23 protein-coding genes and 1 pseudogene are annotated in these 25,154 nt (G+C 73.0%); 11 read left to right on the top strand and 13 right to left on the bottom strand.

The window, feature by feature from the left end; translation table 11 throughout:
- Positions 1-54: 54 nt before the first annotated feature.
- Positions 55-1,587 (bottom strand): MocR-like pyridoxine biosynthesis transcription factor PdxR, encoded by a 1,533-nt coding sequence (pdxR, locus tag ACZ69I_RS29515; RefSeq protein ID WP_470835691.1) that lies wholly within the window; start codon positions 1,585-1,587, stop codon positions 55-57.
- Positions 1,588-1,742: 155 nt separating this feature from the next.
- On the opposite strand from pdxR, the pseudogene ACZ69I_RS29510 reads away from it, so the two are divergent.
- Positions 1,743-2,150, top strand: a pseudogene (locus ACZ69I_RS29510) (EamA family transporter); the annotation flags it as partial.
- A gap of 468 nt (positions 2,151-2,618) precedes the next feature.
- On the opposite strand, the gene ACZ69I_RS29505 reads toward ACZ69I_RS29510, so the two are convergent.
- Positions 2,619-3,449: an alpha/beta fold hydrolase gene (locus tag ACZ69I_RS29505; RefSeq protein ID WP_470835635.1), complete on the bottom strand. Its 831-nt coding sequence runs from the start codon at positions 3,447-3,449 to the stop codon at positions 2,619-2,621.
- A 169-nt stretch (positions 3,450-3,618) separates the two neighbouring features.
- On the opposite strand from ACZ69I_RS29505, the gene ACZ69I_RS29500 reads away from it, so the two are divergent.
- Entirely contained in the window at positions 3,619-4,509 is an 891-nt protein-coding gene (locus tag ACZ69I_RS29500; RefSeq protein WP_470835634.1) for an RNA polymerase sigma-70 factor, read from the top strand.
- A gap of 306 nt (positions 4,510-4,815) precedes the next feature.
- A complete protein-coding gene (locus ACZ69I_RS29495) occupies positions 4,816-5,577 on the top strand; it encodes a GntR family transcriptional regulator (protein ID WP_470835633.1) in 762 nt (253 codons plus the stop codon).
- Positions 5,578-5,693: 116 nt separating this feature from the next.
- On the opposite strand, the gene ACZ69I_RS29490 is transcribed toward ACZ69I_RS29495, so the two are convergent.
- The 3 genes from ACZ69I_RS29490 to ACZ69I_RS29480 form a co-directional block, all read right to left on the bottom strand.
- Positions 5,694-6,851, bottom strand: coding sequence for an ROK family transcriptional regulator (locus tag ACZ69I_RS29490; protein WP_470835632.1), 1,158 nt, complete (start codon positions 6,849-6,851; stop codon positions 5,694-5,696).
- Positions 6,852-6,948: 97 nt separating this feature from the next.
- Positions 6,949-7,611 (bottom strand): response regulator transcription factor, encoded by a 663-nt coding sequence (locus ACZ69I_RS29485; RefSeq protein ID WP_470835631.1) that lies wholly within the window; start codon positions 7,609-7,611, stop codon positions 6,949-6,951.
- 14 nt (positions 7,612-7,625) lie between these two features.
- Complete coding sequence (locus ACZ69I_RS29480; RefSeq protein ID WP_470835630.1) at positions 7,626-8,843, bottom strand: sensor histidine kinase; 1,218 nt, start codon at positions 8,841-8,843, stop codon at positions 7,626-7,628.
- A gap of 110 nt (positions 8,844-8,953) precedes the next feature.
- Here ACZ69I_RS29480 and ACZ69I_RS29475 point away from each other — a divergent pair, with 110 nt between their 5' ends.
- The 3 genes from ACZ69I_RS29475 to ACZ69I_RS29465 are packed head-to-tail and all read left to right on the top strand — an operon-like array spanning position 8,954 to position 11,125.
- The gene (locus tag ACZ69I_RS29475; RefSeq protein WP_470835629.1) at positions 8,954-9,886 is read left to right on the top strand and encodes an ATP-binding cassette domain-containing protein; all 933 of its coding nucleotides are present in this window, start codon (positions 8,954-8,956) and stop codon (positions 9,884-9,886) included.
- Between the two features lie 5 nt (positions 9,887-9,891).
- Positions 9,892-10,635, top strand: coding sequence for an ABC transporter permease (locus ACZ69I_RS29470; RefSeq protein WP_470835689.1), 744 nt, complete (start codon positions 9,892-9,894; stop codon positions 10,633-10,635).
- Between the two features lie 34 nt (positions 10,636-10,669).
- Positions 10,670-11,125, top strand: coding sequence for a hypothetical protein (locus ACZ69I_RS29465; protein ID WP_470835627.1), 456 nt, complete (start codon positions 10,670-10,672; stop codon positions 11,123-11,125).
- 169 nt (positions 11,126-11,294) lie between these two features.
- Here ACZ69I_RS29465 and ACZ69I_RS29460 read toward each other — a convergent pair whose 3' ends face one another.
- From ACZ69I_RS29460 to ACZ69I_RS29440, 5 genes are all read right to left on the bottom strand, one after another.
- Positions 11,295-12,347 carry an enoyl-CoA hydratase/isomerase family protein gene (locus tag ACZ69I_RS29460; RefSeq protein WP_470835624.1) on the bottom strand — a complete coding sequence of 351 codons (1,053 nt, stop codon included), beginning with the start codon at positions 12,345-12,347 and terminating at the stop codon, positions 11,295-11,297.
- A gap of 17 nt (positions 12,348-12,364) precedes the next feature.
- A complete protein-coding gene (meaB, locus tag ACZ69I_RS29455; protein ID WP_470835622.1) occupies positions 12,365-13,372 on the bottom strand; it encodes a methylmalonyl Co-A mutase-associated GTPase MeaB in 1,008 nt (335 codons plus the stop codon).
- A gap of 18 nt (positions 13,373-13,390) precedes the next feature.
- Positions 13,391-15,592, bottom strand: a complete 2,202-nt coding sequence (scpA, locus tag ACZ69I_RS29450; protein ID WP_470835620.1) for a methylmalonyl-CoA mutase — start codon at positions 15,590-15,592, stop codon at positions 13,391-13,393.
- Positions 15,592-17,439 (bottom strand): methylmalonyl-CoA mutase small subunit, encoded by a 1,848-nt coding sequence (gene mutA / locus ACZ69I_RS29445; RefSeq protein ID WP_470835618.1) that lies wholly within the window; start codon positions 17,437-17,439, stop codon positions 15,592-15,594. The genes scpA and mutA overlap by 1 nt, the downstream gene beginning before the upstream one ends.
- A gap of 153 nt (positions 17,440-17,592) precedes the next feature.
- Positions 17,593-18,381: a GNAT family N-acetyltransferase gene (locus ACZ69I_RS29440; protein WP_470835617.1), complete on the bottom strand. Its 789-nt coding sequence runs from the start codon at positions 18,379-18,381 to the stop codon at positions 17,593-17,595.
- Between the two features lie 359 nt (positions 18,382-18,740).
- Here ACZ69I_RS29440 and ACZ69I_RS29435 point away from each other — a divergent pair, with 359 nt between their 5' ends.
- Both ACZ69I_RS29435 and lysA read left to right on the top strand, forming a co-directional pair.
- Positions 18,741-19,160, top strand: a complete 420-nt coding sequence (locus ACZ69I_RS29435; protein WP_470835616.1) for an SAV_915 family protein — start codon at positions 18,741-18,743, stop codon at positions 19,158-19,160.
- A 44-nt stretch (positions 19,161-19,204) separates the two neighbouring features.
- A complete protein-coding gene (gene lysA / locus ACZ69I_RS29430; protein WP_470835614.1) occupies positions 19,205-20,581 on the top strand; it encodes a diaminopimelate decarboxylase in 1,377 nt (458 codons plus the stop codon).
- Between the two features lie 73 nt (positions 20,582-20,654).
- Here the strand turns inward: lysA and purB are convergent, their stop codons facing one another.
- The 3 genes from purB to ACZ69I_RS29415 all read right to left on the bottom strand — a co-directional run bounded on the left by purB (position 20,655) and on the right by ACZ69I_RS29415 (position 23,475).
- Positions 20,655-22,097, bottom strand: coding sequence for an adenylosuccinate lyase (gene purB, locus ACZ69I_RS29425; protein ID WP_470835612.1), 1,443 nt, complete (start codon positions 22,095-22,097; stop codon positions 20,655-20,657).
- An 84-nt stretch (positions 22,098-22,181) separates the two neighbouring features.
- Positions 22,182-22,961 carry an SGNH/GDSL hydrolase family protein gene (locus ACZ69I_RS29420; protein WP_470835611.1) on the bottom strand — a complete coding sequence of 260 codons (780 nt, stop codon included), beginning with the start codon at positions 22,959-22,961 and terminating at the stop codon, positions 22,182-22,184.
- Positions 22,962-23,004: 43 nt separating this feature from the next.
- The gene (locus ACZ69I_RS29415; RefSeq protein WP_470835609.1) at positions 23,005-23,475 is read right to left on the bottom strand and encodes a MarR family winged helix-turn-helix transcriptional regulator; all 471 of its coding nucleotides are present in this window, start codon (positions 23,473-23,475) and stop codon (positions 23,005-23,007) included.
- 112 nt (positions 23,476-23,587) lie between these two features.
- On the opposite strand from ACZ69I_RS29415, the gene yczE reads away from it, so the two are divergent.
- The 3 genes from yczE (at position 23,588) to ACZ69I_RS29400 (ending at position 25,145) form a co-directional block, all read left to right on the top strand.
- On the top strand, positions 23,588-24,217 hold the full coding sequence (yczE, locus tag ACZ69I_RS29410) for a membrane protein YczE (protein ID WP_470835608.1): 630 nt from the start codon (positions 23,588-23,590) through the stop codon (positions 24,215-24,217).
- A 12-nt stretch (positions 24,218-24,229) separates the two neighbouring features.
- Positions 24,230-24,793: an NADPH-dependent FMN reductase gene (locus ACZ69I_RS29405; RefSeq protein ID WP_467681259.1), complete on the top strand. Its 564-nt coding sequence runs from the start codon at positions 24,230-24,232 to the stop codon at positions 24,791-24,793.
- Positions 24,794-24,881: 88 nt separating this feature from the next.
- On the top strand, positions 24,882-25,145 hold the full coding sequence (locus ACZ69I_RS29400) for a holin (RefSeq protein ID WP_467681257.1): 264 nt from the start codon (positions 24,882-24,884) through the stop codon (positions 25,143-25,145).
- The last annotated feature ends 9 nt before the right edge of the window (positions 25,146-25,154 follow it).

Genomic DNA, 25,154 nt, shown 5'->3' with positions numbered 1-25,154 from the left:
GACCTCCTTCGGAGCGTTGTCCCTCGGAGCGTCGTCACTCCTGCAGGGCTTCGCCTAGCTGCCCATAGGTAGCGAAGCATCGCGGTCGCACGGCGGGGAGTCGTTTACGCGCTCTTTGCTTCCGCCCCGGTGATGGTCAACCGACCGGGCCAGCAGACGCACCCCCTCGGAGATCCGGGCCGGTGGCAGATGTGCGTAACCGAGGACCAAACAGACCCCGTCTCCGGCCGCGACACGTCGGCCCGCGGCTGTCCCGGGGTGCCGTGACGCCCCGTAGGCGCTCAGCGGCCGGACCGCGACGCCCGCCGCCGAGGCCCTCGCCAGGAAGGCATCCTGCGGCCCCCAGCGGTCGGGCAGCTGGGCGATGACGTGCAGACCGGCCGCGATCCCGGTGACGCGCACGCCGGGGAAATGCTCGTCCAGGGCTGCCACCAGGGCGTCCCTGCGCTCTCGGTAGGCGCGCTGGCAGCGGCGCAACTGCCGGTCGTAGTCGCCGCGTTCGACGAAGTGGGCCAGGAGCTCCTGGTCCAGGGCCGGATTTCCCAGGTCCATCACGCGCTTGCGTTCGACGACCTCCTCGGCGAGGCCCTCCGGAACGAGCAGCCAGCCCAGGCGCAGCCCCGGAGCGAGCGATTTGCTGACCGAGCCGGTGTACGCGACGTGTTCGGGATCGAGCCCCTGCAGGGCGCCCACCGGGGCGCGGTCGTAGCGGAAGTCCCCGTCGTAGTCGTCCTCGACGACCAGGCCGCCGACGGACCGGGCCCAGTCCAGGAGTTCCGTGCGCCGCCGCGCCGAGTAGGCGATTCCCGAGGGGAATTGGTGAGCGGGCGTGGTGACGACAGCGCGCACCTCCCGGTCCCGCAGCGCACCGGGGTCCGCGCCTTCGTCGTCCACCGCGATGCCCACCGGGGCGATCCCCGCGGCGGCGAGCAGCGTCGCGTGCTCGGGGCTCCCGGGATCCTCGACCCCGATCGCGGTGTGCCCCCGCGCGCGGAGCACCAGCGCCAGCAGTGTCATCGCCTGGGCCACGCCGGAACACACGATCACGCGTTCCGGATCGGCGACCACTCCGCGGCGCCGCGCCAGCAGGTCGGCGAGGGCCGTACGCAGCCTCGGCAGCCCGCGCGGGTCCGGGTAGCCCAGCATGTGGTGCGGCAGCTCGGCGAGCACCTTGCGGTGAGCGGCGGCCCACGCGGAGCGGGGGAACAGCGACAGGTCGGGGACGCCGGGAAGGAAGTCCACGCGCGCGTGGCCGTCGCGGGGCGCGAGATCACGCACCACAGGGACCGCAGCCCGCGCCGCGTCCCCCACCCAGGTCCCCGAGCCGCGGTCGCTGCGCAGATACCCCTCCGCCGTCAGCTGCTCGTACGTCTCCATGACCAGACCGCGCGAGACACCGAGGTCGGCGGCGAGTTCGCGGCTGGAGGGCAGCCGGGTGCCCGCCGTGAGCCGGCCCGACCTGACGGCCTCGCGCAGGGCCGACCGCAGGCCGCGGCCACGGCTGCGCGCGGGCGCGGCCGCGGCCGGCAGGAGCAGTTCCCAGGCGGCGGTCCACCCCGCGCGGTCGGCGGCGCTCTGTGGCGTCAGGGCGATGCACCTCTTCGATCGGTTGCGGGCTGGCTGGCGGGCGGCCGGGCGGGGCGGCGGTGGTGGACCGGACGCGGGCCGTCGGTGAAGTGGTCCCCGAACAGGCCGCGGAAGTGGACCTTAATGGGGACCGCCCGGCTTCATAGCGTCGGGGCATGAACACGGACTCCTCACGCGGAGCGCTCCTCGCGGCTCTCGCCTGTCTCCTCGTCGGCGGCTCCTTCACCGCCAACAGCCTGCTGGGCGACTACCCGTACACGGGTGGCCAGTTCGTCCGCTACGGATTGGCCTGTCTGCTCCTCCTGCCCTGGCTCGGCAAGGGCGGCACCGCGGCGCTGCGCAGGCTGCGACCACGTCAGTGGGGACGGCTCGCGCTGCTCGCGGCCGTGGGGATGGTCGGCTTCAACATGGCGATCCTCGCCGCGGAGCGGTCAGCGGAACCTGCCGTACCGGGTGTCTTCGTAGGATGCGCCCCGGTCGCCGTCGCTCTCCTTGTGCCGCTGCTCGAAGGGCGCACTCCCCAGCGGGGCGTCCTGCACGGCGCGCTCCTGGTGGCCGCCGGGGCGTTCGTCGTGCAGGGCTGGGGCCGCACGGACGTACCCGGTCTGCTCTTCTCGGTGGGCGCGCTCGCGGGTGAGGTCGGCTTCGCGGTGCTCGCCGTGCCCGTGCTGCGCCCCCTCGGCCCCCGGTTGCTCGCCGCCGCCGTGTGCGCCGTGGCTGCCGTCGAATCGGCGGTCCTCGGGATCGCCCTCGACGGCGGCGGGTTCGTGCGGTGGCCCGACCGCGCCGAAGGCGCCGCCCTGTTGTGGCAGACGGTCGTCGTCACCGTGGTCGGTTTCGTGCTCTGGTACACGGGGCTCCAGCGCATCAGCGCCGAGCGGGCCACGCTCTTCTCCGGCCTCATCCCGGTCGCGGCGGCCTGCACCGCTCCGCTGGCCGGGACGGGCACGTACGGAGCACCCCAGGCCGTCGGCAGCGCGCTCGTCGGCGCCGGGGTGGCGCTGGGGTCCGGCGTCCTCGTCCGGCGCCGGTCAGCGGCAGGTGTCGAGGATGACGCGGGCGACGAGCGCGGGGTCGTCGTGCATCGGGACGTGGCCGCAGCCGGGGAGCCGGACCAGGCGTGCGCCGGGGATGGTGTGTTTGGCGCGGATCCCCTGGCGGCGCAGGAGCAGTCGGTCGCGCGTGCCCCAGGCGACGGTGACCGGAAGGTCCGGCACGTCGTCATGGAAGGCGAGGCCGCGCCCGGCGGCCAGTGTCGCGTCGAAGGCCGTGGCGTTCCGCAGCGCGAGCGTCTCGGCGACGACGGCCTCCGGTGAACGGCGCCACGGGCGGGCGTAGATCGTGCTCGTGAGCGCGAAGCGGCCGGCCGCGCTGGCCGACAGCCGGTCTATCGCGGGCAGCGGCAGCAGCCGCGCGCCCCGACGCATCGCGAGGAGGGTGGCGAACGCGTACCGCTGCTCCGCGGGCGACCAGAAGCCGGCGGGGGACAGTGCGGTGACCGAGCGGACCAGCTTCTCGCGGCCCATTTCCAGGGCGAGCAGCCCGCCCAGGGAGTTGCCCGCCACGTGCGGGCGCTCCGTCCCCAGCGCCTCGCAGAGCGCGCCCAGGACCGGGGCGACCGTGGCGATGTCGTGCCGCAGTCCGTCCGGCAGTGCGGGCGAGCGGCCGAAGCCCGGCAGGTCGACGGCGATCACTTCGTGTTCGGCGGCCAGGATCTCGAGCACCGGGTCCCACGCCTGCCGGTGGTGGCCGATGCCGTGCAGCAGCAGCAACGGCTCGCCGGACCCCACCCGTTCGTAGGAGATCGTCACGGTGCCGGGGCCGCCGGGTGACGGCACGCTGAAGGACACCTCTGCGGCCATGACTGCTCCTGTCCTGCCGTCGGGAGACGGCCTCTCTCACTGCACGGGACGCGTGCGACGGGGCACATGCGTTAGACACGTTGTCAGCAACAATTACCGTTCAGTAGGCCTCAGTTCAAGAGGGCGGAACGGCCTGGACACGCGCTGCCCGGTGGGCTGGGATAAGAGGGTGGCTACCGACAGCGTGACCGACGTCTTCGAAGAGCACCGTTCAGTCCTGATGGGCGTCGCCTACCGCATGCTCGGCCGCCTGGCCGACGCGGAGGACGTCGTCCAGGAGGCCTGGCTGCGCTGGTCGGCGTCCGACCACGCCCAAGTACGCGAACCCCGCGCCTACTTGGTGCGCGTCACCACCAGGCTCGCCATCGACCGCCTGCGCCATCTGCAGTCCCGCCGCGAGGCGTACGTGGGGCCCTGGCTCCCCGAGCCCTGCGTCACCGAGTTCGGGCCGACCGTCCCGGACACCGCGGAGCGGGCCGTCCTCGCCGAGTCGGTCTCCCTCGCGGTCCTCGTGGTCCTTGAGTCCCTCTCGCCCCTGGAGCGCGCCGTGTTCGTGCTCCGCGAGGCCTTCGGCTTCCCCTACGCCGAGATCGCGCTCACCCTCGACCGCGGCGAGGCCGCCGTGCGCCAGCTCGCCGGGCGGGCCCGCAAGCACGTCGACGCGGGCCGGCCCCGCTACCGGGTGGACCCGGCCGAGCGGCGCGACCTCACCGAGCGGTTCCTTGCCGCGGCGACCGAGGGCGATCTCGACGGACTGATGTCGCTCCTCGCGCCGGACGTCCGGCTGGTCGGCGACGCCGGCGGCAAGACGAAGGCGCCGCTGCGCGTCCTGGAGAGCGCCGACAAGGTGGGCCGCTTCCTGTACAGCACGGCCGCCACCGTGGTGAGGGCCGCGTGCGAGGTCGAGATCCGCTACGTGGAACTGAACGGCGCCGATTCCGCGTACATCCTCATCGACGGCAAGCCCGACAGCGTCTTCCAGCTGGACGCCGTCGACGGCCGTGTCCAGAACATCTACATCGTCCGCAACCCGGACAAGCTCGCGGCGCTCGCCCGGTAGAGATCCGGCCTCATCTCGCACGCGGCGGCGCGTTAGCGCGGTGCTGAGCCCCCGTCCGGCAGGGCGGGGGCTCCGTCGTGCGATCTTTGTCGGCCGTTCACGTACGCATGGCCGATTACGCCTGCTTGGCCCCGCGCGAACTCCGCATGAATGCTCTGTGGCATCGTCCCTGTGCGGGCTGTAACGGAACGAGGATTGGTCTTGACCAAGGTTGAGCGCAGGCCTATGGTCGCAGAGATAGTGCAGGAACCTTTAATAAACAAGGGCGCTTAAACGCCGTCGGTCACGGCGATTGCGGAGGACAGGGTGGGGACCACGCAGCTCGAAACGGTGCCGGAGCCGAAGTACTGGCATCTGAAGACCGTGCTCAGTGAGGCGCTCGACTCCGAATTCGCGGTGGGGGAGATCCTGCCGAACGAGCGCGATCTCGCCGCCCGGTTCGGTGTCGCCCGTGCCACGCTCCGGCAGGCGCTGGAGCAACTCGAACTCGAAGGCAGGCTGCACCGCCGCCGCGGAGTGGGCACCACCGTCGCCCCGCCGCGGATGGGTGTGGCCGTCGGCTCCGCGCAGGGCACCTGGCCCGGCGAGGCCGGCGATGCCTGGCAGCCCGCGGACTGCGCGCCGGCGGTCCCGCCGGCGGACGTGGCCCGCATGCTGGAAACCGTCGCGGACGAGCAGGTGCACGTGGTGCGCCGCACCCGCGTCTCACAGGGGCAGCCCGTCGCCGCCGAGCTGCTGTACGTCCCCACGTCGTCGGTCGCCGAGCTGACCGGCATGGACGAGCCCTCCGGCGCGGCCCGCGCGCGCGTGGTCCTGCGCGAGCTGGGCGCCCTCGGCCTCGAAGGGCAGGACAGGGCGGTCGAGCTCGGCTCCGCACGCGCCGACGACGCCAGGGCCCTCGACCGGCTCCCGGGCGCACCGGTACTCGTCGTGACGACCCGCTTCTTCGCCGAGGGCCGCACGGCCGCGGTGTCCGTGGCCACCTACCGCGCCGACACCTGCAGGCTCACCTTCGGCGACTCCGGTGGTGTGGAGATACACCACGAGTCGGAGCGCCGCGCCTCCTGACAGCGAAGGACAACGAAGGACAGCGGACCGGCACCGCCCGCGGGCCGGACCACCGCGCGCCCGGCACGCCACGTGCCGGGCGCGTCCCGTTTCCCGGCCCTGGAGGCCGCCGCTCCTCAACTCCGCGCGGTGACGGTGCCCTCGACGGCGAACAACTGCTCTTCGACGTGGTCGAGCGCCAGCCGCAGTGCCCCTGTCGGAACCGCCGCCTCGCCGAGCACCGACAGCGCGACCCGCGGCGGCCGCAGGCAGTACCGGGCCAGCTCCCGGTGCAGCGGTTCGAGGACGCCGTCCAGGCCCGCCGCCCAGCCGCCCACGACGACCAGTTCGGGATCGAGGGCGAGGACGAGGGCGGCCACGTCGTGCACGAGCCGCTGGATGAACCGCTCGACGGCCGCCTGCGCCCGCGCGTCGCCCTCCCGGGCGTGGGCGAAGACCTCGGCGACGGCCTGCTCGTCCAGCGGGTGCAGCGGCTGGTCCGTGGTGGAGAGCAACGTCTCCGGAGTGACCTCCCGGCCCAGCAGATGCAGCGCGCCGATCTCACCGGCCGCCCCGCCGTACCCCCGGTGGAGCCGCCCGCCGATCAGCGACCCGGCCCCCGGGCTCAGCCCCGCGAGGACGAACACCAGGTCGTCGGTGTCGGCCGCCACACCCTTCCAGTGCTCGGCCACGGCGGCGGCGTTGGCGTCGTTCTCCACCAGGACCGGGCACTTGAACGACCGGCGCAACCGCTCACCCAGCTGCAGCCCCGTCCACTCGGGCAGCGCCGTGCTGAGCCGCACCGTGCCGTCCGCCTCCAGGATGCCGGGGCTGCCCACTCCCACGGCGCGCAGGGAGCTGCGGGCGATCCCGGCGCGGCGCAGCAGATCGGCGACCACGGTGCGCAGGCGCTCGAGGCGGTCGTCCGCGGACGCCTCTTCGGAGACGCCCTTCGACGCCGTGCCGAGCACCTTGCCGTCCAGGTCCGAAAGCATCGCCGCCACCCGGTGCGGACCGATCTCCAGTCCCAGCAGATGGCCCGCCTCCGCCCGGAAGCGGAACTTCCGAGCGGGTCGTCCCTGGCGGCGGGCGCCGCCGTCCTCGGCCGCGGACTCCACCACGAGCCCGGCCTCTATGAGCCCCTCGACGACCCCCTCGACGGTGGGCCGGGAGAGCCCGGTCACGCGGGTGATCTCCGTGAGCGTCGCCAAGTCCGCGGCACGGAGCGCGTGCAGCACCACCGCGGAGTTGATACGTCGCAACAGAGACGGGTCCCCGCCGGTCAGCCGCCCCAACGTCCGTCCTCCCAGCTCGTGCGCATGATGGCCGGATCGTACTCGCCGCACGGTACGGCGGCGAGTGCCGGGCCCGCATCCGCCCTGCGTACGGCCGTCATCCGGGCGAGACGAAGCCGGACTCGTACGCGACGATGACCGCCTGCGTCCGGTCCCGCGACCCGAGTTTGGCCAGCACGGCGCTCACGTGCGACTTGACGGTCTCCGTGCCGACGACCAGACGGGCCGCGATCTCCGCGTTCGACAGGCCGCGCGCCATCAGCCGCAGCACCGCCGCCTCGCGTTCGGTCAGCGCCGCCCGGCCCAGCACCGCCCGCGCCTGCGCGTTGCCCCGCTCCTTGCCGTGCTCGCCCGCCAGCTGCCGTACCGCCGCGGGGAAGAGGAGCGACTCGCCCTCGGCCACGAGGCGGACGGCGTGCACGATCTCCGCGGGCCTGGCGCGCTTCAACAGGAAGCCGTCGGCGCCCGCGCGCAGCGCCTCGTACACGTACTCGTCGTTCTCGAAGGTCGTCACCACCAGGATCTTCGGCGGGTCCTGCACCGTGCGCAGCACCGCGCGGGTGGCCTCGATGCCGTCGAGCAGCGGCATCCGGACGTCCATCGCGACGACATCCGGCCGCAGTTCGCGGACGAGGGGGATCACCGCGGCGCCGTCCGCGGCCTCGCCGACGACGTGGATGTCGGGCTGTGCCTCCAGGACGGCACGCAGCCCCGCGCGTACGAGGGGTTCGTCGTCGACGAGGAGTACGGTGACCGGCATCCGGCCAGCGTAGATCACCCGAATGGCAGCTCGACGTGCACCTGCCATTCACCGGCGTCCGGGCCCGTGGTGGCGTGTCCGCCGAGCAGTGTGGCCCGCTCCCTGATGCCGCGCAGGCCGCTGCCGCCGCGCCCGGTCACACCCGCCGACGCCAGGGGCAGCGCGTTGCGCACGCTCATCACGAGCCGGGCGTCGTCCACGGCTATGCGCAGCCGCACCGGCACCGGGCCCGAGTGGCGCAGCACGTTGGTGAGGGCCTCCTGGAGCATGCGGTAGCCCTCGCGGGAGACCGCGCCGGGCACCCGTTCCACCGGGCCCCTCACGTCGATGTCGACCTGCGCGCCCGAGGCGCGCGCGGAGTCCAGGAGGCGTTCGGCGTCCGCGAGCGTGGGCCGTCCGCTCGCCGGCCGGCCGTCCTCCCGCAGCACGCGCAGGACCCGCTCCAAGTCCTCCAGCGCGGCCCGTCCCGTCTCCTCGACGGCCTCCAGGGCGCGGTCGGTGAACTCGGGGTCGGCGGCGGCGCGCGCGGCACCGGCCTGGACGACGGCGACGGTCAGCGCGTGGCCGATCGAGTCGTGCAGCTCGCGTGCGATGCGGTTGCGCTCCAGGAGCTGCTCGGTGCGCTCCTCCAGGACGGCGAGCCGCTCGGCGGGGGAGGGGCCGAGGAAGCGGCGGGCCGTGACGGCCATCAGGTGCCCCGCGCCGACGATCACCGCCAGCTCCGCGAGGACGAGGAGGAGACTCAGCGGCAGGGCGAGCCAGTCGGCGGAGGGGGCGGGCAGGACCAGTCCGTCGCTCTCCGGGGGCTCGTCGGTCGCTCCGAGCACCAGGAAGACCATGCCGATGAGTTGCCCCGTCGCCAGCACCATGGCGCAGCCGATCTCCAGCCGCAGCACGAGCCAGAGCGCGGTTCTGCCCCGGTCCCGCCACGAGGACGACGGCGTCACGGAGATGACCGCGTCCTCCTCGGCGCCCTCCACGCGCGCGTGGGCACCGGGAAACAGCATCATCCGGGCCTGCAGGCCTTCGGCCCGACGCACGGAGGGCACCAGGGCGGCCGCGACCAGCAAGGGGACGGGGATGACCAGGACGAGGAGCCAGTCGGTGCGCGTCGGGCTGGAGAGCCCCGGATAGATGGCGGCGCAGACCCAGGCGATGCCGGAGCCCAGGAGCGCGTGCAGACACCGCGTGTAGGTGACGGCGCGCGTGAGGGGGCTCAGGAAGGCGGGCATGATGTTCATCGTGCCAGGCACACCGCACCGCACGGCTCCCCCATGAGAGGGAGAAGCCCTCCCCGTGCGGGGGAAGACCCGAGGTGCGGTCGGCGGCGAGGCTGATGCCCATGACCAGCATCGACGTCCAAGACCTCACCAAGGAGTACGGCACGACACGGGCCGTGGACGCCCTCACCTTCAGCGTCCGCCCCGGCCGGGTCACCGGCTTCCTCGGCCCCAACGGCGCGGGCAAGTCCACCACCATGCGGCTCGTACTCGGCCTGGACCGCCCCACCTCCGGCACCGCCACGGTGGGGGGCCGCCCCTATGCCGCGCTCCAGGACCCCCTGCGCCATGTCGGGGCGCTCCTCGACGCCCAGGCGGCCCATGGTTCGCGCACCGCCCGCCACCACCTCCTCGCCCTGGCGGTCAGCAACCGCCTCCCGGTGCGCCGTGTCGACGAGGTGCTCGACGAGACCGGGCTCAGCTCGGTCGGGGACAAGCGGATCAAGACGTTCTCACTCGGCATGCGGCAGCGCCTCGGCATCGCGGCGGCTCTCCTCGGAGACCCCGGCGTCGTGATGCTCGACGAGCCCTCCAACGGCCTCGACCCCGAAGGCATCATCTGGATACGGGAGTTGCTGCGACGCCTGGCACGGGAGGGCCGGACCGTCCTCGTCTCCAGCCACCTCATGAACGAGACGGCCACCTTCGCCGACCACCTCGTGGTCCTCGGGCGCGGCAGGCTCCTCGCGGACACCCCCATGCCGGAGTTCATCGAGGGACACAGCCGGGCCCGGGTCCGGGTGCGCACGACGGACCCCGACCGGCTCCGTGGTGTCCTGTCGGACAAGGGCTATGTCCTCGGTGCGGCGGTGGACGGCCGGTGGACCGTGGACGGGGCCAGGGCCGAGGAGATCGGGGCCATCGCCGCGAGCGCCGGGATCCCGGTCCTCGAACTCGCCGACGAGCAGGCCTCCCTGGAGCAGGCCTACCTCGCCCTGACGGCCGACGCGACCCAGTTCGCGGCCGCCGCCCCCACGTTCCGCCAGGAGGCCTGACCGTGCTGAACGCCCCCGTACTGCCCGTCGCCCACTCCGAGTGGATCAAACTCAAGTCGCTTCGGTCGAGCCTGGTCTCGCTGATCGTCGTCTTCGCGGCGACCGTCGCCATCACCGCGCTGGTCTTCGCGACGGTCGGCCGGGCGGAGGCGGACAGCGCGGACACCGAGCCGCTGTTCGACGCCTTCTACGCCCTCAACTTCGGTCAGATCGCCGCGATCAGCTTCGGCACGACCGCCGTCTCGTCCGAGTACACGAGCGGCGCCCTGCGGATCTCGCTGGCCGCCGTGCCGCGCCGCGGGCTCTTCTACGCCGCCAAGATGGCCGTGGTCGGCGGCCTGGCCCTGCTCGTCGGGCTCGCCACCAGCTTCGGCACGTTCCTCATCGGCCAGGCCTTCCTGGGGGAGTACGCCATCGGACTCGGGCACTCCGGGGCCGTGCGGGCCTGCGTCGGCGACGGCGTCTACCTGGCCCTCATGGCTCTCCTCGCCGCGGGCCTGACCGCGGTGCTGCGCAGCGGAGTCGCCGTCCTGAGCATCCTCATCCCCTTCACCCTGATCGTGTCCTTCGTGGTCGGCGACGTGGCGAGCGGTGTCGCGGGCTTCCTGCCGGACCAGGCGGGTCAACAGGTGCTGCACGAGGCTCCGACCGGGACACTCGGCCCGTGGGGCGGACTCGCGGTGTGCGCCGCGTGGGCCGTCGCGGCGCTCGGCGCCGGGTGGTGGGCGGTGCGGCGCCGCGACGCGTGACGCTTTGTCAGTGGCGGCCGCTTTACTGGAGACCATGAGCACCGCACAGCATCTCGCCGTGATCGACCTGCTGCGCTCCCGGGAGTTCCCCGCGGAGCACGGCAGGTCGGAGCGCGGCAGTGAGGGCCCTGGCTATCACATGGCCGAGTTACTGACGAGCGACGCGTTCTGGGAGGACGACGGCACGCTCTGGCAGGCCACCGAGGAACAGTACGAGGCAGAGCGCGACGCCCTGACCGTGCTCCTGTCCGAGCGCTGGGGCCCGCCCCAGAGGTTCAGCCTGGCCGGTCTCTTCGAGCGCGCCGTACACGCGGAGGAGGGCGGCGAAGGCGAGAAGATACCGGAGCCGTGGGCGCAGCTGAGCTCGACGGTGCCCGACCTCCACCTGTGGCGTGCGGACGGCCGCTGGATAGCCCTCGGAGTCGCGCAGTGGGACAAGGAACTGCCCTTCCAACTGCTCGCCGTGGTCACGGAGACGGACCCGCCGTAGGACTCGCTCCGCGGCCGACCGGCAGCGTCCGGTCGCGACCGGGACCGTTTTTCGGCCCCGCGGCTCCCTGGGCTACCGCTTCCCCTCGCTGACCCGACTCTTCGCCCTGCGCCCGGCGGCGGCGCCCCGTACCCCGGAACGGCACCCGGCCTGATCCGGACCAAAGGCCCTAGCGGAAGCCGAGACCGCCCCGGCCCGTCGGCTCGAAGAAGCGGGCCACGTCGGCGTCGGTCACCTGTGCCAGCTCCGCGGGTGACCAGCGCGGTTCGCGGTCCTTGTCGACCACCTGGGCGCGCACGCCCTCCACCAGGTCGGGGGAGGCGAGCGCGGCGCACGAGACGCGGTACTCCTGCTCCAGGACGGCCTCCAGGGAGGGCAGTTCCCGGGCCCGGCGCAGCGCGGCGAGCGTGACCTTCAGGGAGGTCGGGGACTTCGACAGGATCGTCTCGGCGGCCTGCTTCGCGTGCCGGTCCCCGGACGCGTGCAGCCGGTCCACGATCTCCTCGACGGAGTCCGCGGCGTAGCAGTGGTCGATCCACTCCCGGTGCGCGGCGAGCTCGCCCTCCGGCGCCTCGGTCGCGAACTCCCTTACCGCGTCGGCCGCGTCGGCGTCGGCGAGCGCCGCGGTGAACTCCGCGAGCCGCCCCGACGGTACGTGGTGGTCGGCGAGGCCGCACAGCAGCGCGTCGCCCGCGCCCACCGCGGAGCCCGTCAGCGCGAGGTGGGTGCCCAGCTCGCCCGGCGTGCGGGTGAGCAGATAGGTGCCGCCGACGTCGGGCACGAAGCCGATGCCGGTCTCCGGCATCGCCACCCGGGAGCGTTCGGTGACCACCCGCACGCTGCCGTGCGCCGACACGCCCACGCCGCCGCCCATCACGATGCCGTCCATGACGGCGACGTACGGCTTCGGGCAGCGGGCGATCCGGGCGTTGAGGCAGTACTCGTCGTGCCAGAAGGAGGCTGCCCGCGCCACGCGCCCCGCCCGGACGTCGTCGTGGACCGAACGGATGTCACCGCCCGCGCAGAGCCCGCGCTCCCCGGCACCGGTGAGCACCACCGTCGCCACCGCCTCGTCGCGCTCCCACGCGTCGAGGGCGTCCTCGATGATCCGGATCATCGCGTGGTTCAGGGCGTTGATGGTGCGGGGCCGGTTCAGGACGAGGTGACCGGCACGGCCTTCGCGGCGCAGCAGGACGGGGGCGTCGTCGGGGGTGGCGCTCATGGTGCGAGTGGCTCCGTTCACGTGGGACGCGTCGCGGGCCGGTCGCCCTGGAACGCGTCGAGGATCTGCTCGGCGGCCGAGGTGGCCGTCAACGTACCCTCCCGCACCCGCTGCTCCAGCCCAGGGGTGGCGCTTCGCACGCCGGGGCTGTCCCGGAGCCGGTCCAGCAACGCGTCCCGCACCATCGCCCACGTCCAGTCGATCTGCTGGTCGCGGCGCTTGGCGGCGAGCCGGTCGGTCGACTCCAGCAGCGTCCTGTGCTGCTCGATCCGCTCCCACAGGGTGTCGAGACCGCTGGACTCGCGGGCACTGCACGTGAGCACCGGCGGGGTCCACGCGGAGTCGGCCGGATGCATCAGGCGCAGCGCGCCGGCCAGTTCGCGCGCGGCCGAGCGCGCGTCGCGTTCGTGCGGGCCGTCCGCCTTGTTCACGGCGATCACGTCCGCGAGCTCCAGGACGCCCTTCTTGATGCCCTGCAGTTGGTCGCCGGTGCGGGCGAGGGTCAGCAGCAGGAACGTGTCGACCATGTTCGCGACCGCAGTCTCCGACTGTCCGACCCCCACGGTCTCCACGAGGACCACGTCGTACCCCGCGGCCTCCATCACCACGATCGACTCCCGGGTCGCCTTGGCCACCCCGCCGAGGGTCCCGGCGGAGGGAGACGGCCGCACGAAGGCCGCGGGATCCAGCGAGAGCCGCTCCATCCTGGTCTTGTCGCCCAGGATGGAGCCGCCCGTCCGCGTGGACGACGGGTCGACGGCGAGCACCGCGACGCGGTGCCCGAGCGAGGTGAGCATCGTGCCGAGCGCGTCGATGAACGTGGACTTGCCGACGCCGGGCACCCCGCTGATGCCGACCCGCCGCGCCCGCCCGCTGTGCGGAAGCAGCTCGGTCAGCAACTCCTGCGCGAGCGCCCGGTGCTGCGGCCTGGTCGATTCGACGAGGGTGATGGCGCGCGCGATGAACGCGCGCTTCCCGTCGAGGACGCCCTTCGCGTACGTGTCGATGTCGATCGTCACAGGCATGGCTCGGCGCTCACCGGCTCACAGTTCGTGGCCGAGGTCGGCCGCAAGTCGGTTCACCAGGTCGTACGCCGCGTCCGGGATCACCGTGCCGGGCGGGAAGACCGCGGTGGCGCCCGCCTCGTGCAGCGCCTCGACGTCCTGCGGCGGGATCACCCCGCCCACCACGATCATGATGTCCTCGCGCCCCTCGGCGGCCAGCTCCTCGCGCAGCGCCGGTACGAGGGTGAGGTGCCCCGCGGCCAGCGAGGAGACGCCGACGATGTGCACGTCCGCCTCGACGGCCTGGCGCGCGACCTCCGCCGGGGTCTGGAACAGCGGGCCGACATCGACGTCGAAGCCCAGGTCGGCGAAGGCCGACGCGATGACCTTCTGGCCGCGGTCGTGGCCGTCCTGGCCCATCTTGGCGACCAGGATGCGCGGCCTGCGCCCCTCGGCCTCGTCGAACGCGTCCACCAGCGTGCGGGTCCGCTCGACGGACGGGGACTGGCCTGCTTCGGTGCGGTACACACCGGAGATCGTACGGATCTGGCCCGCGTGCCGCCCGTACACGCTCTCCAGTGCGTCGGAGATCTCACCGACCGTGGCCTTCGCGCGGGCCGCGTCCACCGCGAGCGCGAGCAGGTTGCCCTCCAGGCCCCGGCCGGGGCCTCGCTGGGCGGCCGCGGTCAGCGTGCGGAGCGCGTCCTGGCAGGCCGCCTCGTCGCGCTCTTCGCGCAGCCGCCGCAACTTGGCGATCTGCTGGGTGCGCACCGAGGAGTTGTCGACCTTGAGGACCTCGATCTGTTCGTCGCTGTCCACCCGGTACTTGTTGACGCCGATGACCGGCTGGCGCCCCGAGTCGATGCGGGCCTGCGTACGCGCCGCGGCCTCCTCGACGCGCAGCTTCGGGATGCCGGCGTCGATGGCCTGCGCCATGCCGCCCGCCGCCTCGACCTCCTCGATGTGCTGCCAGGCACGGCGCGCCAGGTCGTACGTGAGCTTCTCGACGTAGGCGCTGCCGCCCCACGGGTCGATCGTGCGCGTCGTGCCCGACTCCTGCTGGATGAGCAGCTGGGTGTTGCGGGCGATGCGCGCGGAGAAGTCGGTCGGCAGGGCGAGCGCCTCGTCCAGGGCGTTCGTGTGCAGCGACTGGGTGTGGCCCTGGGTCGCCGCCATCGCCTCGACGCAGGTGCGCGTGACGTTGTTGAACACGTCCTGCGCGGTCAGCGACCAGCCCGAGGTCTGCGAATGGGTGCGCAGCGAGAGCGACTTGGCGTTCTTCGGGTCGAACTGCTTGACCAGCTTCGCCCACAGGAGGCGCGCCGCGCGGAGCTTGGCGACCTCCATGAAGAAGTTCATGCCGATCGCCCAGAAGAAGGAGAGCCGCGGCGCGAACGCGTCCACGTCCAGGCCCGCTTCCTGGCCCGCCCTCAGGTACTCCACACCGTCGGCGAGGGTGTACGCGAGCTCCAGGTCGGCCGTCGCACCCGCTTCCTGGATGTGGTAGCCGGAGATCGAGATGGAGTTGTAGCGCGGCATCTTCTGCGAGGTGTACGCGAAGATGTCGGAGATGATCCGCATCGAGGGCTTGGGCGGATAGATGTAGGTGTTGCGGACCATGAACTCTTTGAGGATGTCGTTCTGGATGGTCCCGGCCAGCTTCTCGGGCGGTACGCCCTGCTCCTCGGCGGCCACGATGTAGAGCGCGAGCACCGGAAGCACCGCGCCATTCATCGTCATCGACACGGTCATCCTGTCCAGCGGAATGCCGTCGAAGAGCTGACGCATGTCGTAGATCGAGTCGATGGCGACGCCCGCCATGCCGACGTCGCCCGTCACGCGCGGGTGGTCGCTGTCGTAACCGCGGTGCGTGGGCAGGTCGAAGGCGACCGAGAGGCCCTTCTGCCCTGCCGCGAGATTGCGGCGGTAGAAGGCGTTGGACTCCTCCGCGGTGGAGAATCCCGCGTACTGGCGGATCGTCCAGGGCTGGTTCACGTACATCGTCGGGTAGGGGCCGCGTAGGTACGGCGCGACACCCGGGTACGTGCCGAGGAAGTCGAGGCCCTCCACATCGGCGCCGGTGTACAGCGGCTTGACCGCGATGCCCTCGGGCGTCTCCCACAGCAGATCGCTCTCGGACCGGCCGGTGGATTCCTTCACCGCCGTGCGCCACTGCTCGGGCGAGCCCTCGGCGCCCGCGCCGGGGCCGAGGTCGATGGAGGAGAAGTCGGGGATCCGCATTACGCCACTCCCATGCGGTCGAGGGTGGAGGAGAGCACGGCGACGGCGTCACAGCCCGCGAAGACGTACGCGTCGACACCGGCGTACTCCCCGCGCCCGGCCAGGAAGACCCGCTCCGCGCCCGCCGCCTTGAGGGCCTGCGCGACCGTGTCGGCCTGTTCGGCGTAGAGCGCGTCGCTGGAGCACAGACACGCGACGCTCGCGCCGCTGGCCCGGAAGGCGTCGGCGGCCGTCCCGGGATCCACCGACGCCGGTTCGTGCACGGCCTCGATGCCGCCCGCCTGGAAGAGGTTCGAGGCGAAGGTGGCCCGTGCGGTGTGCGCGGCGGCGGGGCCGAGCGCGGCGAGGAACACCCGCGGCCGCGCGCCGGTCCGCGCCAGGTGCGCGTCCGAGCGGGCGCGCAGGGCTTCGTACGCCTCGTCGCGGCGCACCCGGGGCAGACCGCCGAGGGGCAAGGACGGCGCTGGGTCGCGCTCCACGGGGCGCTCGGCGAGCTGGGGGAACTCGCTGACGCCGGTGATGGGTTCGCGGCGCGAGCCGAGCTTCTTGCTGCGCTCGGCCCAGGTGGCCGCGAGGCGTTCGCCGATCATCCCGGACCGCAGGGCCGCCGCCTGGCCGCCCGCTCGCTCGATCGCCTGGAAGAACTCCCAGCCCGCTTGGGCGAGTTCGTCCGTGAGGCGCTCCACGTACCAGGAGCCACCCGCCGGGTCGATGACGCGCGCGAGGTGCGACTCCTCGATGAGGATCGTCGACGTGTTGCGGGCGATCCGGCGCGCGAAGGCGTCGGGCAGACCGAGCGAGTGGTCGAACGGCAGCACGGTGACGGAGTCGGCGCCCCCGACGCCCGCGCCCAGGCAGGCGACCGTCGTGCGCAGCATGTTCACCCACGGGTCACGCCGGGTCATCATCACCGACGACGTCACCGCGTGCTGACGCTGCGCGCCCGCCGCGGGGGCCCCGCACACCTCGGCCACGCGGGCCCAGAGGCGCCGTGCCGCGCGGAGCTTGGCGATGGTCAGGAACTGGTCAGCGGTCGCCGCGTAGCGGAACTCCAGCTGGGCGCAGGCCTCTTCGAGAGGGAGCCCGGCGGCGGAGAGCTCGCGCAGGTAGGCGACGCCGGTGGCGAGCGAGGCGCCCAGCTCCTGTGCCGCCGAGCCGCCTGCCTCGTGGTAGGGCAGCGCGTCCACCGTGAGCGCCCGGAGGCCGGGGTAGCGCCGCGCGCACAGCTGTGCGAGCTCCACGGCCGCGGCCGGGTCCAACGCCTCGCCGGTGCGGGCCTCGTGGGCCAGGATGTCCGCGCCGAGCGTGCCGCGCGCCGACGCGTCGGGCACGCCCGCCGCCTCGTACAGGCCGAGCAACGCGTGGGCGGCGGGGGCGAATTCGGCGCCCGCGTCGAGGGCCACGGGTGCGAGGTCGAGATAGACGCCCTTCAGCGCCGACGCCAGCGCGGACACCGGGACGCCGTTCGCGCCGACGCCGAGCCACACCGACGTGACGCCGTGCTCCAGGTCCGCGAGGACGGCCTCGTTCGTCCGGGCGGGGTCGGTGCTCGCGTGGCGCTGCCGCACGTCCCAGCCCGTGGCCGCGTTGCCGCCGGCCGTGCCACCTCGCACGAAGGGGGCAAAGCCGGGATGTCCGACATCGGACGCGGCGTCGCGGGCGGTGTACAGGGGGCGGGTGGTGAGCCCGTCCTCGAGAGCGGTGGACAGTGCTTCTTCGGCGGCCGGGCCCGATACGTCTTTACCCGACTTGCGCAGCACGCCTTCCACAAGGCGCTGCCACTGCTCATGGGTTGCATCAGGGAACTCGGCGGCCAGCGAAAGCCCGTCGTCAGGCAGGACCGTCATGCCCCGATGCTAGGGCGCAACCCATGGCACGCGGTGCCACCAGGGGCTGTGACCTTGCCCTCTTCTGATCGCTCTTGATCTCGAACGAGCGGGCGACTATTGATTGCCGCGGGCATGGAGCCGTCCGCCGGCGGCCCCAGCGCCTCCCGTGTGTCAGGCCGAGGCGCGCGTGGTGTGCCGCGGGCGGGCGACGGGCTTGCCCGTGACGTACTGGACGTACTCCCGGTGCAGTCGGAAACCCGCCGTCCAGGCAAGCAGCCGACTGGGCCGGTTGTCGCGGGCGCAGGACCAGCTCGCCGTGCGGCCGCGCGCGGTGACGTCCGCGCACAGGGCGGTCACACAGGCCAGCGCGAGGCGCTCGCGCCGACGCTCCGGCGCGGTGAGCACCGCCACGTCCTCGTACACCTCGCCGGTGAAGTAGCTGCACGCCACGGCGGCGATCTGACCGCCTCGGTCGACGGCGCCCCAGCTGTGCCCGGAGGCGGCAAGACCCTCGGGCCCGCCCCAACTGTCGTGGATCCAGGACGCGTCGGGGGAGAGGGCGGCGAGCGCGGGGGCGTCGGCGGACGTCAGCCGGCGGACGGTCACGCCCCGGGGCGTCCGGGGCGCCTCGGCCTGCTCACGGTGGACGTACACCATCCGCTCGGCCGGTACGAGCCGGTCGAAGGCGGCGCCGAGCACCGGCAGGAAACGGTCGGGGGCCTCGACGTGGCTGTGCGCGAAAGGGGCGAGCAGGTCGGGGGCGACACTGCGCGCGTCGCCGCGCAGCAGCACGTGGCCCGCGCAGGAGACCGCGACGGCCCGGGGGTCGAGCGGGCGGTCGGCCCACCAGCGCCCGGTGCCGACGGCCGCGACGTGCTCGGGCAGGGAGCCGGGGCCGGGCGTGCCGGGAGTGAACCAGCGGGGCACGGCGGGCAGGTGGTGCGGGGAAAGCTCGATCATCAGCGGCTCCTGCGGAGTGAGGCCTACGGGTGAAACGGGTGCGCCGGTCGGCGGGGCCGTGACCGGCGGTCGGCTGCCTCGGCGCCGCTTTCCCGCTCCGCCCGCCATCCAACTGTCCCGCGCCCGCGGACTCAAGAGCACCCCATCGACTTTGACTCGACCCGAACGAGTGGACACTCCGTGCGTCGGCATTGCGTCAGAGGAGGGCGTCGACGCGTCAACGTCGCGTCATGGAGGGTCGGTTGGCACCCTGTGCCGGGCATAACGTCACCGTATGCCGCGGCACTCCACGGATCCGCGGTGCAGTTCCCCGCTTTCCGAATTCCCGGCTTCCCAGCCGTCCCCTCTGGAGGAACCCCATGGCAGAGCTCCCGTGCGGCGAGGACCCCGAGCCCTGTGAACCCTTCCCGGCCGGGCCGCTGTTCGTCCCCGTCCGGCCGGGACCCGCGGGCTGGGTGGCCCGCTTGTTCCGCACCCCCGTCGGCGGACGCACCGCCGTCGCCTTCACCAGCGCGGAGCTCCTGAGCACCGCGCTCGGCCCCCGGCAGCCGTGGATCAGGCTCTCCGAACCGGCGCTCCGCTCGCTCGTCGAGCCGCTCGGCGTCTCCGGGGTCACCGTCGACCCGCGGCTCGCCGCACACCCCGTCGGCCCGCGGCCGCCGCGCCCCGGCGAGCGGTACGACGCCGTCCGGCGGCTCCGAGGTCCGCGGCCGGCGGACGCCCTGCGGGTCACCGGCACGGCGGCCCTGGCGGGCGCCCTGGCCCTGTGGATCGGCTGAGGCCGAGTGGACCGGCTCAGGCCGAGCCGAAGAGAGAAGCGAACATGACCACACTGCGCGTACCCCCGCTCCCGGCCGTGACGGCCCCCGCGGCCGCCCCTGCCGAGGCCCTCACCGGACACGACGACGACCTGTCCGTCTGGCCCGCCTCCACCACCCGGCTCGCCCGCGGCGACCTCGCCGTCGGCGGCGTGCCGCTCACCGGCCTCGCGGAGCGCTTCGGCACCCCCGCCTACCTCGTCGACGAAGGCGACATACGCGCCCGCTGCCGCGCCTACCTGCGCGCCTTCCCGGACGGCGAAGTGCTCTACGCCGCCAAGGCGTTCCTGTGCCGCGCCATGGCGCACTGGATGCACGAGGAGGGCCTCGGCCTCGACGTGTGCTCGGCGGGTGAGCTGGAGCTCGCCGTCACGACGGGCTTCCCCGCGGACCGCATCGTGCTGCACGGCAACGCCAAGAGCCCCCAGGACCTGCAGGCGGCCCTACGACTCGGGGTCGGCCGGATCGTCATCGACAGCGCCTCGGAGATCGCCCGCCTGGCCGCGGCCGTGCCCCCGGGCAGCCGTCAGAAGGTGCTGGTCAGGGTGGTGCCGGGCATCGCGGCCGGTGGGCACGCCAAGATCCGCACGGGCACCGACGACCAGAAGTTCGGCCTGTCCCTCACGGACGGTTCCGCCCAGCACGCCGTCGCCCGCATCCTCGGCCAGCCGACGCTCGAACTGGTGGGCCTGCACTGCCACCTGGGCTCGCAGATCACCACGGAGAAGCCGTTCCTCGCCGCGGTGCGGCGCATGGTCGGGCTGATGGCGCGGATCGAGGACCAGCACGGCGTCACCCTCCCCGAGCTGGACCTCGGGGGCGGCCACGGCATCGCCTACCGCCCCGGCGACGAGGCACTCGACATCGCCACGCTCGGCCGCAAGGTGCGGGCCGAGCTGACCGAGGCCTGCGCGGCGGCCGGTCTTCCGGTGCCGCGTCTGATCGTGGAGCCGGGGCGGGCCGTCGCGGGCCCTGCCGGAGTGGCGCTCTACCGGGTCCTCGCCGTCAAGCGGACCAGCGGCCGGACGTTCGTCGCCGTGGACGGCGGGATGAGCGACAACCCGCGCCCGGCGCTCTACGGCGTGCGGTACGTGCCCCGCCTGGTCGGGCGGTGCTCCACGGCCGGGCCCGCGCCGGTGACGGTCGTCGGCCGGCACTGCGAGGCGGGCGACATCCTGGCCTCGGACGTACCGCTGCCCGGCGACGTACGGCCCGGGGACCTGCTCGCCGTCCCGGTCGCCGGGGCGTACCACCTGTCGATGGCCTCCGGCTACAACCTCGTCGGCCGCCCGCCCGTGGTCGCCGTCTCCGGCGGGCACGCCAGGCTGCTGGTCCGCCGCGAGTCCCTGGAGGACTTCCGCAGCCGGGACGTGGGCCTGTAGCGGGACGCGCGACGGCCCCGGGCGTCGTGCCCGGGGCCGTCGCGTCGTGCGTGCCAGTCGTGTGTGCCAGCCGTCAGAGAATCGCGCCCGGCGTGTAGGCGGCGGCCTCGGGGTGCTCCTTCAGGAGGGCCTCGATCCGCGCGACGACCGTGCCCACCTGGTCACCGGCGGCACCGGTGAAGGACAGCTTGTCGGCCATCAGCTCGTCCAGCTCGGCGCGGTCCAGCGGGATGCGGGAGTCGGCGGCGAGCTTGTCGAGCAGTTCGTTGCGCTCGGCGCCCTGCTCCCGCATGGCGAGCGCCGAGGCGACCGCGTTCTCCTTGATGGCCTCGTGCGCCTCCTCGCGGCCGACGCCCGCGCGCACCGAGGCCATCAGGACCTTGGTGGTGGCGAGGAAGGGGAGGTAGCGGTCGAGCTCGCGCGCCACGACGGCGGGGAACGCCCCGAACTCGTCGAGCACGGTCAGGAAGGTCTCCAGGAGCCCGTCGAGCGCGAAGAACGCGTCGGGCAGGGCGACGCGGCGCACGACGGAGCAGGAGACGTCGCCCTCGTTCCACTGGTCGCCCGCGAGCTCGCCGGTCATCGAGGCGTAGCCGCGCAGGATGACGGTGAGGCCGTTGACGCGCTCGCAGGAGCGGGTGTTCATCTTGTGCGGCATCGCGGACGAGCCGACCTGGCCCGGCTTGAAGCCCTCGGTGACCAGCTCGTGCCCGGCCATCAGGCGGACCGTCTTGGCGATCGAGGACGGTGCGGCGGCGACCTGCACGAGCGCGGTGACGACGTCGTAGTCGAGGGAGCGCGGGTAGACCTGGCCGACCGAGGTGAAGGCCGTCTCGAAGCCCAGGTGCGAGGCGATGCGCTGCTCCAGGTCGGCCAGCTTCGCGGCGTCGCCGCCGAGCAGGTCGAGCATGTCCTGGGCGGTGCCGACCGGGCCCTTGATGCCGCGCAGCGGATAGCGGTCGATGAGCTCGTCGAGGCGGCGATAGGCGACGAGCAACTCGTCGGCGCCGGTCGCGAAGCGCTTGCCCAGCGTCGTCGCCTGGGCGGCGACGTTGTGGGATCGGCCCGCCATGACCAGCTCCGCGTACTCGCCGGCGAGCTTGCCGAGCCGGGCGAGGACGGCGACGGTGCGGGAGCGGATCAGCTCCAGGGAGAGCCGGATCTGCAGCTGCTCGACGTTCTCGGTGAGGTCGCGGGAGGTCATGCCCTTGTGGACGTGCTCGTGCCCGGCGAGGGCGTTGAACTCCTCGATACGGGCCTTCACGTCGTGACGCGTGACCTTCTCGCGCTCGGCGATGGAGGCCAGGTCGACCTGGTCGAGCACGCGCTCGTAGTCGGCGATGGCGGCGTCGGGAACCTCGATCCCGAGGTCCTTCTGCGCACGCAGCACGGCAAGCCAGAGCTGACGCTCGAGCTTCACCTTCTGCTCGGGCGACCAGAGGGTGGCGAGCTCGGCGGAGGCATAACGTCCGGCGAGGACGTTCGGGATACGGGGCTTTGCGGGCGCGGCAGTCACGTAAAGGGATTCTACTGGGCGTTCATGCAGGCCAGCGCCACGCCCCCGTTCGTTCGAAGCTACGAGAGCGGGTGCCGAGTGCCGCTACGCGGACGGGTCCTCGTAGGGCAGCAGTTCAGGGCGTTTGGGGGAGCGGCCGTCGCCGGAGGAGCGGCCGGTGAGGCGGCGGCCTATCCACGGGCCGAGGTGCTGCCTGGCGAAGCGGGCGTCGGCGACGCGGCGCATGGCCCAGCCCGGCGGCACGGCGGCGGGCAGCGGGCTCTGCCAGTCGTCCTCCGGGTCGTAGCCGAGCGCCTGCCACACGGCCTCGGCGATCCTGCGGTGGCCCTCGGCCGTGGGGTGCAGCCGGTCCACGTCCCACAGGCGCTGGTCGCCGAGGACCGCCGCGCCGTAGAGGTCCACGACGAGCGCGCCGTGCCGTTCGGCCAGGTCCTCGACGTGGGAGTAGAGCTCCTCCATGCGCGGCCGGAACCGCTGCAGCACCGGACCGTTCCGTCCCGGGCTGCGCATCAGGACGAGCTGCTTGCAGGAGGGGGCGAGCCGCTCGACGGCCTCTTCGAGCAGGCCGCGCACGCGCCCCATGTCGCACTTGGGGCGCAGTGTGTCGTTGAGCCCGCCCACCAGGGTGACCACGTCGGCCTGCATCGCGGCCGCGACGTCCACCTGCTCGTCGACGATCTGGCCGATGAGCTTGCCCCGCACCGCGAGGTTCGCGTAGCGGAAGCCGGGGCTGTGCGCCGCCATCCGGGCGGCCAGGAGGTCGGCCCACCCGCGGTAGCTGCCGTCGGGCAGCAGGTCCGACATTCCCTCGGTGAAGGAGTCGCCCACCGCGACGAGACTGGTGTAATCGGCATTCATCTGCATGGCGGAAGTGATGTTATCCCGCCGGAGCCGACCGCACCCGGCGTCACCGGGGCCCGGTTCCGGTGAGGCGGGCCACCACCGTCTCCCCGACGTCGGCGAACGCCTCGATCTGTTCGGTCGTCAGCAGATCCATGAAGTGCCTGCGGACCGACTCGACGTGCAGCGGAGCGGCCGCGTCGACCGTGCGCAGCCCCTCCTCCGTGAGGACGACCACCGCACCCCGGCCGTCCGTCTCGCACTCCTCGCGCACCACGAGGCCGCGCTGCTGCATGCGGGCCAGGTGGTGGGAGAGGCGACTGCGGGACCAGAGCATGCGGTCCGCGAGCTCGCTGACGCGGCAGCGGTGGCCGGGGGCGGTGCCCAGGTTGGACAGCACGTCGTAATCGGGTTCGGAGAGCCCGCTCTGCTGGTTGAGATCACGGGACAGCTGAGCGTTGAGCAGAAGGAACATGCGGCGGTACGCCTGCCATGCGCGCTGCTCGTGGTCGGTCAGCCAGCGAGGTTCCTGGGTCACGTGGTCCACCGTAACGGAGAGGTGGTTGACGTGTCAGTCACCGAAGTGGTTGACATGTCACGCACCCCGCTTCTAGCGTCATGGGTGACACGTCAACCACCAGGGAGATGACATGCGGTCCCACCCTCGGCAGGCGCACGTGCTCTCCCGGTCGACGCGCCTGATCTGCGGACTCCTCCTGTTCGGTGCCAGCATCGCGCTCATGGTCGCCGCGGACCTCGGCCTCCCCTCGTGGGACGCCCTGCACCAGGGCGTGGCGCGGACCACCGGGCTGCCGTTCGGCTGGGTGGTGAACCTCGTGGGCGCGCTGGTGCTCCTGGCCTGGATACCGCTGCGGGTGCGCCCCGGCATCGGCACGATCTGCAACATCCTGGTGGTGGGCCTCGCCGCCGACGCGGCCCTCGCCCTGCTGCCCGAGCCCCGCGCCCTGGCCGCCCGCGCGGCGCTGCTCGTCGTGGGCATCGCGCTGAATGCCCTGGCCACCGGCCTCTACATCGGAGCCGGGCTCGGCCCGGGACCGCGCGACGGTCTCATGACCGGTCTCGCACGGCGCGGCATCTCGATCCGGCTCGCACGCACCGTGATCGAGCTGTGCGTCCTGGCGGTGGGCTGGCTGCTCGGTGGGACGGTCGGCGTGGGCACGGTGCTGTTCGCCGCCGCGATAGGACCCCTCGCTCAGCCGGCCATCCGCCGCCTCTCCATCCCGCCCGTCGCGGTCACCCGCGACGCCACCCCTACCTGAAGGATTGCCGCGATGTTCCGTTTGCACGTCGTCTCGGCCAGTACCCGGCCCACCTCCGCGGGGCGCCCGCTGGCAACTTGGGTGGCGGAACTCGCCGCCGCCCGCGAGGAGTTCGACACCACCTTGATCGACCTCGCGGAGGTGGACCTGCCGTTCTTCGACGAGCCCGAGCACCCGGAGGAGGGGCGGTACGTCCACCAGCACACCAAGGACTGGAGTGCGACCGTCGCGGCCGCCGACTGCTTTGTCTTCGTGATGCCGATGTACAACGGCGGCTTCAGCGCGCCCCTCAAGAACGCCATCGACTATCTGCAGCGGGAGTGGCAGGGCAAGCCGGTGGGGCTGATCAGTTACAGTGCGGGCCGCTCCGGCGGAGCTCCCGCCGCAGAGATGATCCGGCCGGTCCTGCGCCGGGTCGGGCTGCGGGCCGCGGAACACACCCTGTCGATCCCCGGCATCGAGGACCGGACCGGGCCGTACGGGTCCTTCACGGCCACGCCCGAACTCGCCGCGCGGACGGCCGCCGTGCTCGACGAGGTCGCGCTCCTGGCCGCCCCGGAGACGGCTGCGGCCTGAGCTCCCGCAGGGCGCGAGGGATCTGGGCAGTGCGGTCCGGTGGCGGTATGCCATAGGCACGCCGTCGTCACGAGAGAGCGAGCCCGCCATGTGGACCGCAGCCTTCTGGAAGGCCACCACCGAACGCGCCATCCGGACCTTCGCGCAGGCGCTGGCCGCCGTGCTGGTGGCCGGGGCGACCAGCCTGCTCGACGTCCCGTGGGGCGCGGCCTTCGCGACGGCGGGGCTGGCCGCGGTCCTCGCGGTCCTCACGGCCATCGGGGCCTCGGAGGCCGGGGCGGCGGGCCCCGGCCTCACCGAGCAGCCGACGCGGCCTGCCACGAAGGCGGGCGCGGGCGAACCCGCCGTGTGACGCGGTCGA

Source organism: Streptomyces sp. NPDC036815, from assembly GCF_055609205.1.
The sequence above is the reverse complement of the archived record's forward strand: the minus strand, read 5'-3'. Positions and strand labels throughout refer to the sequence as shown.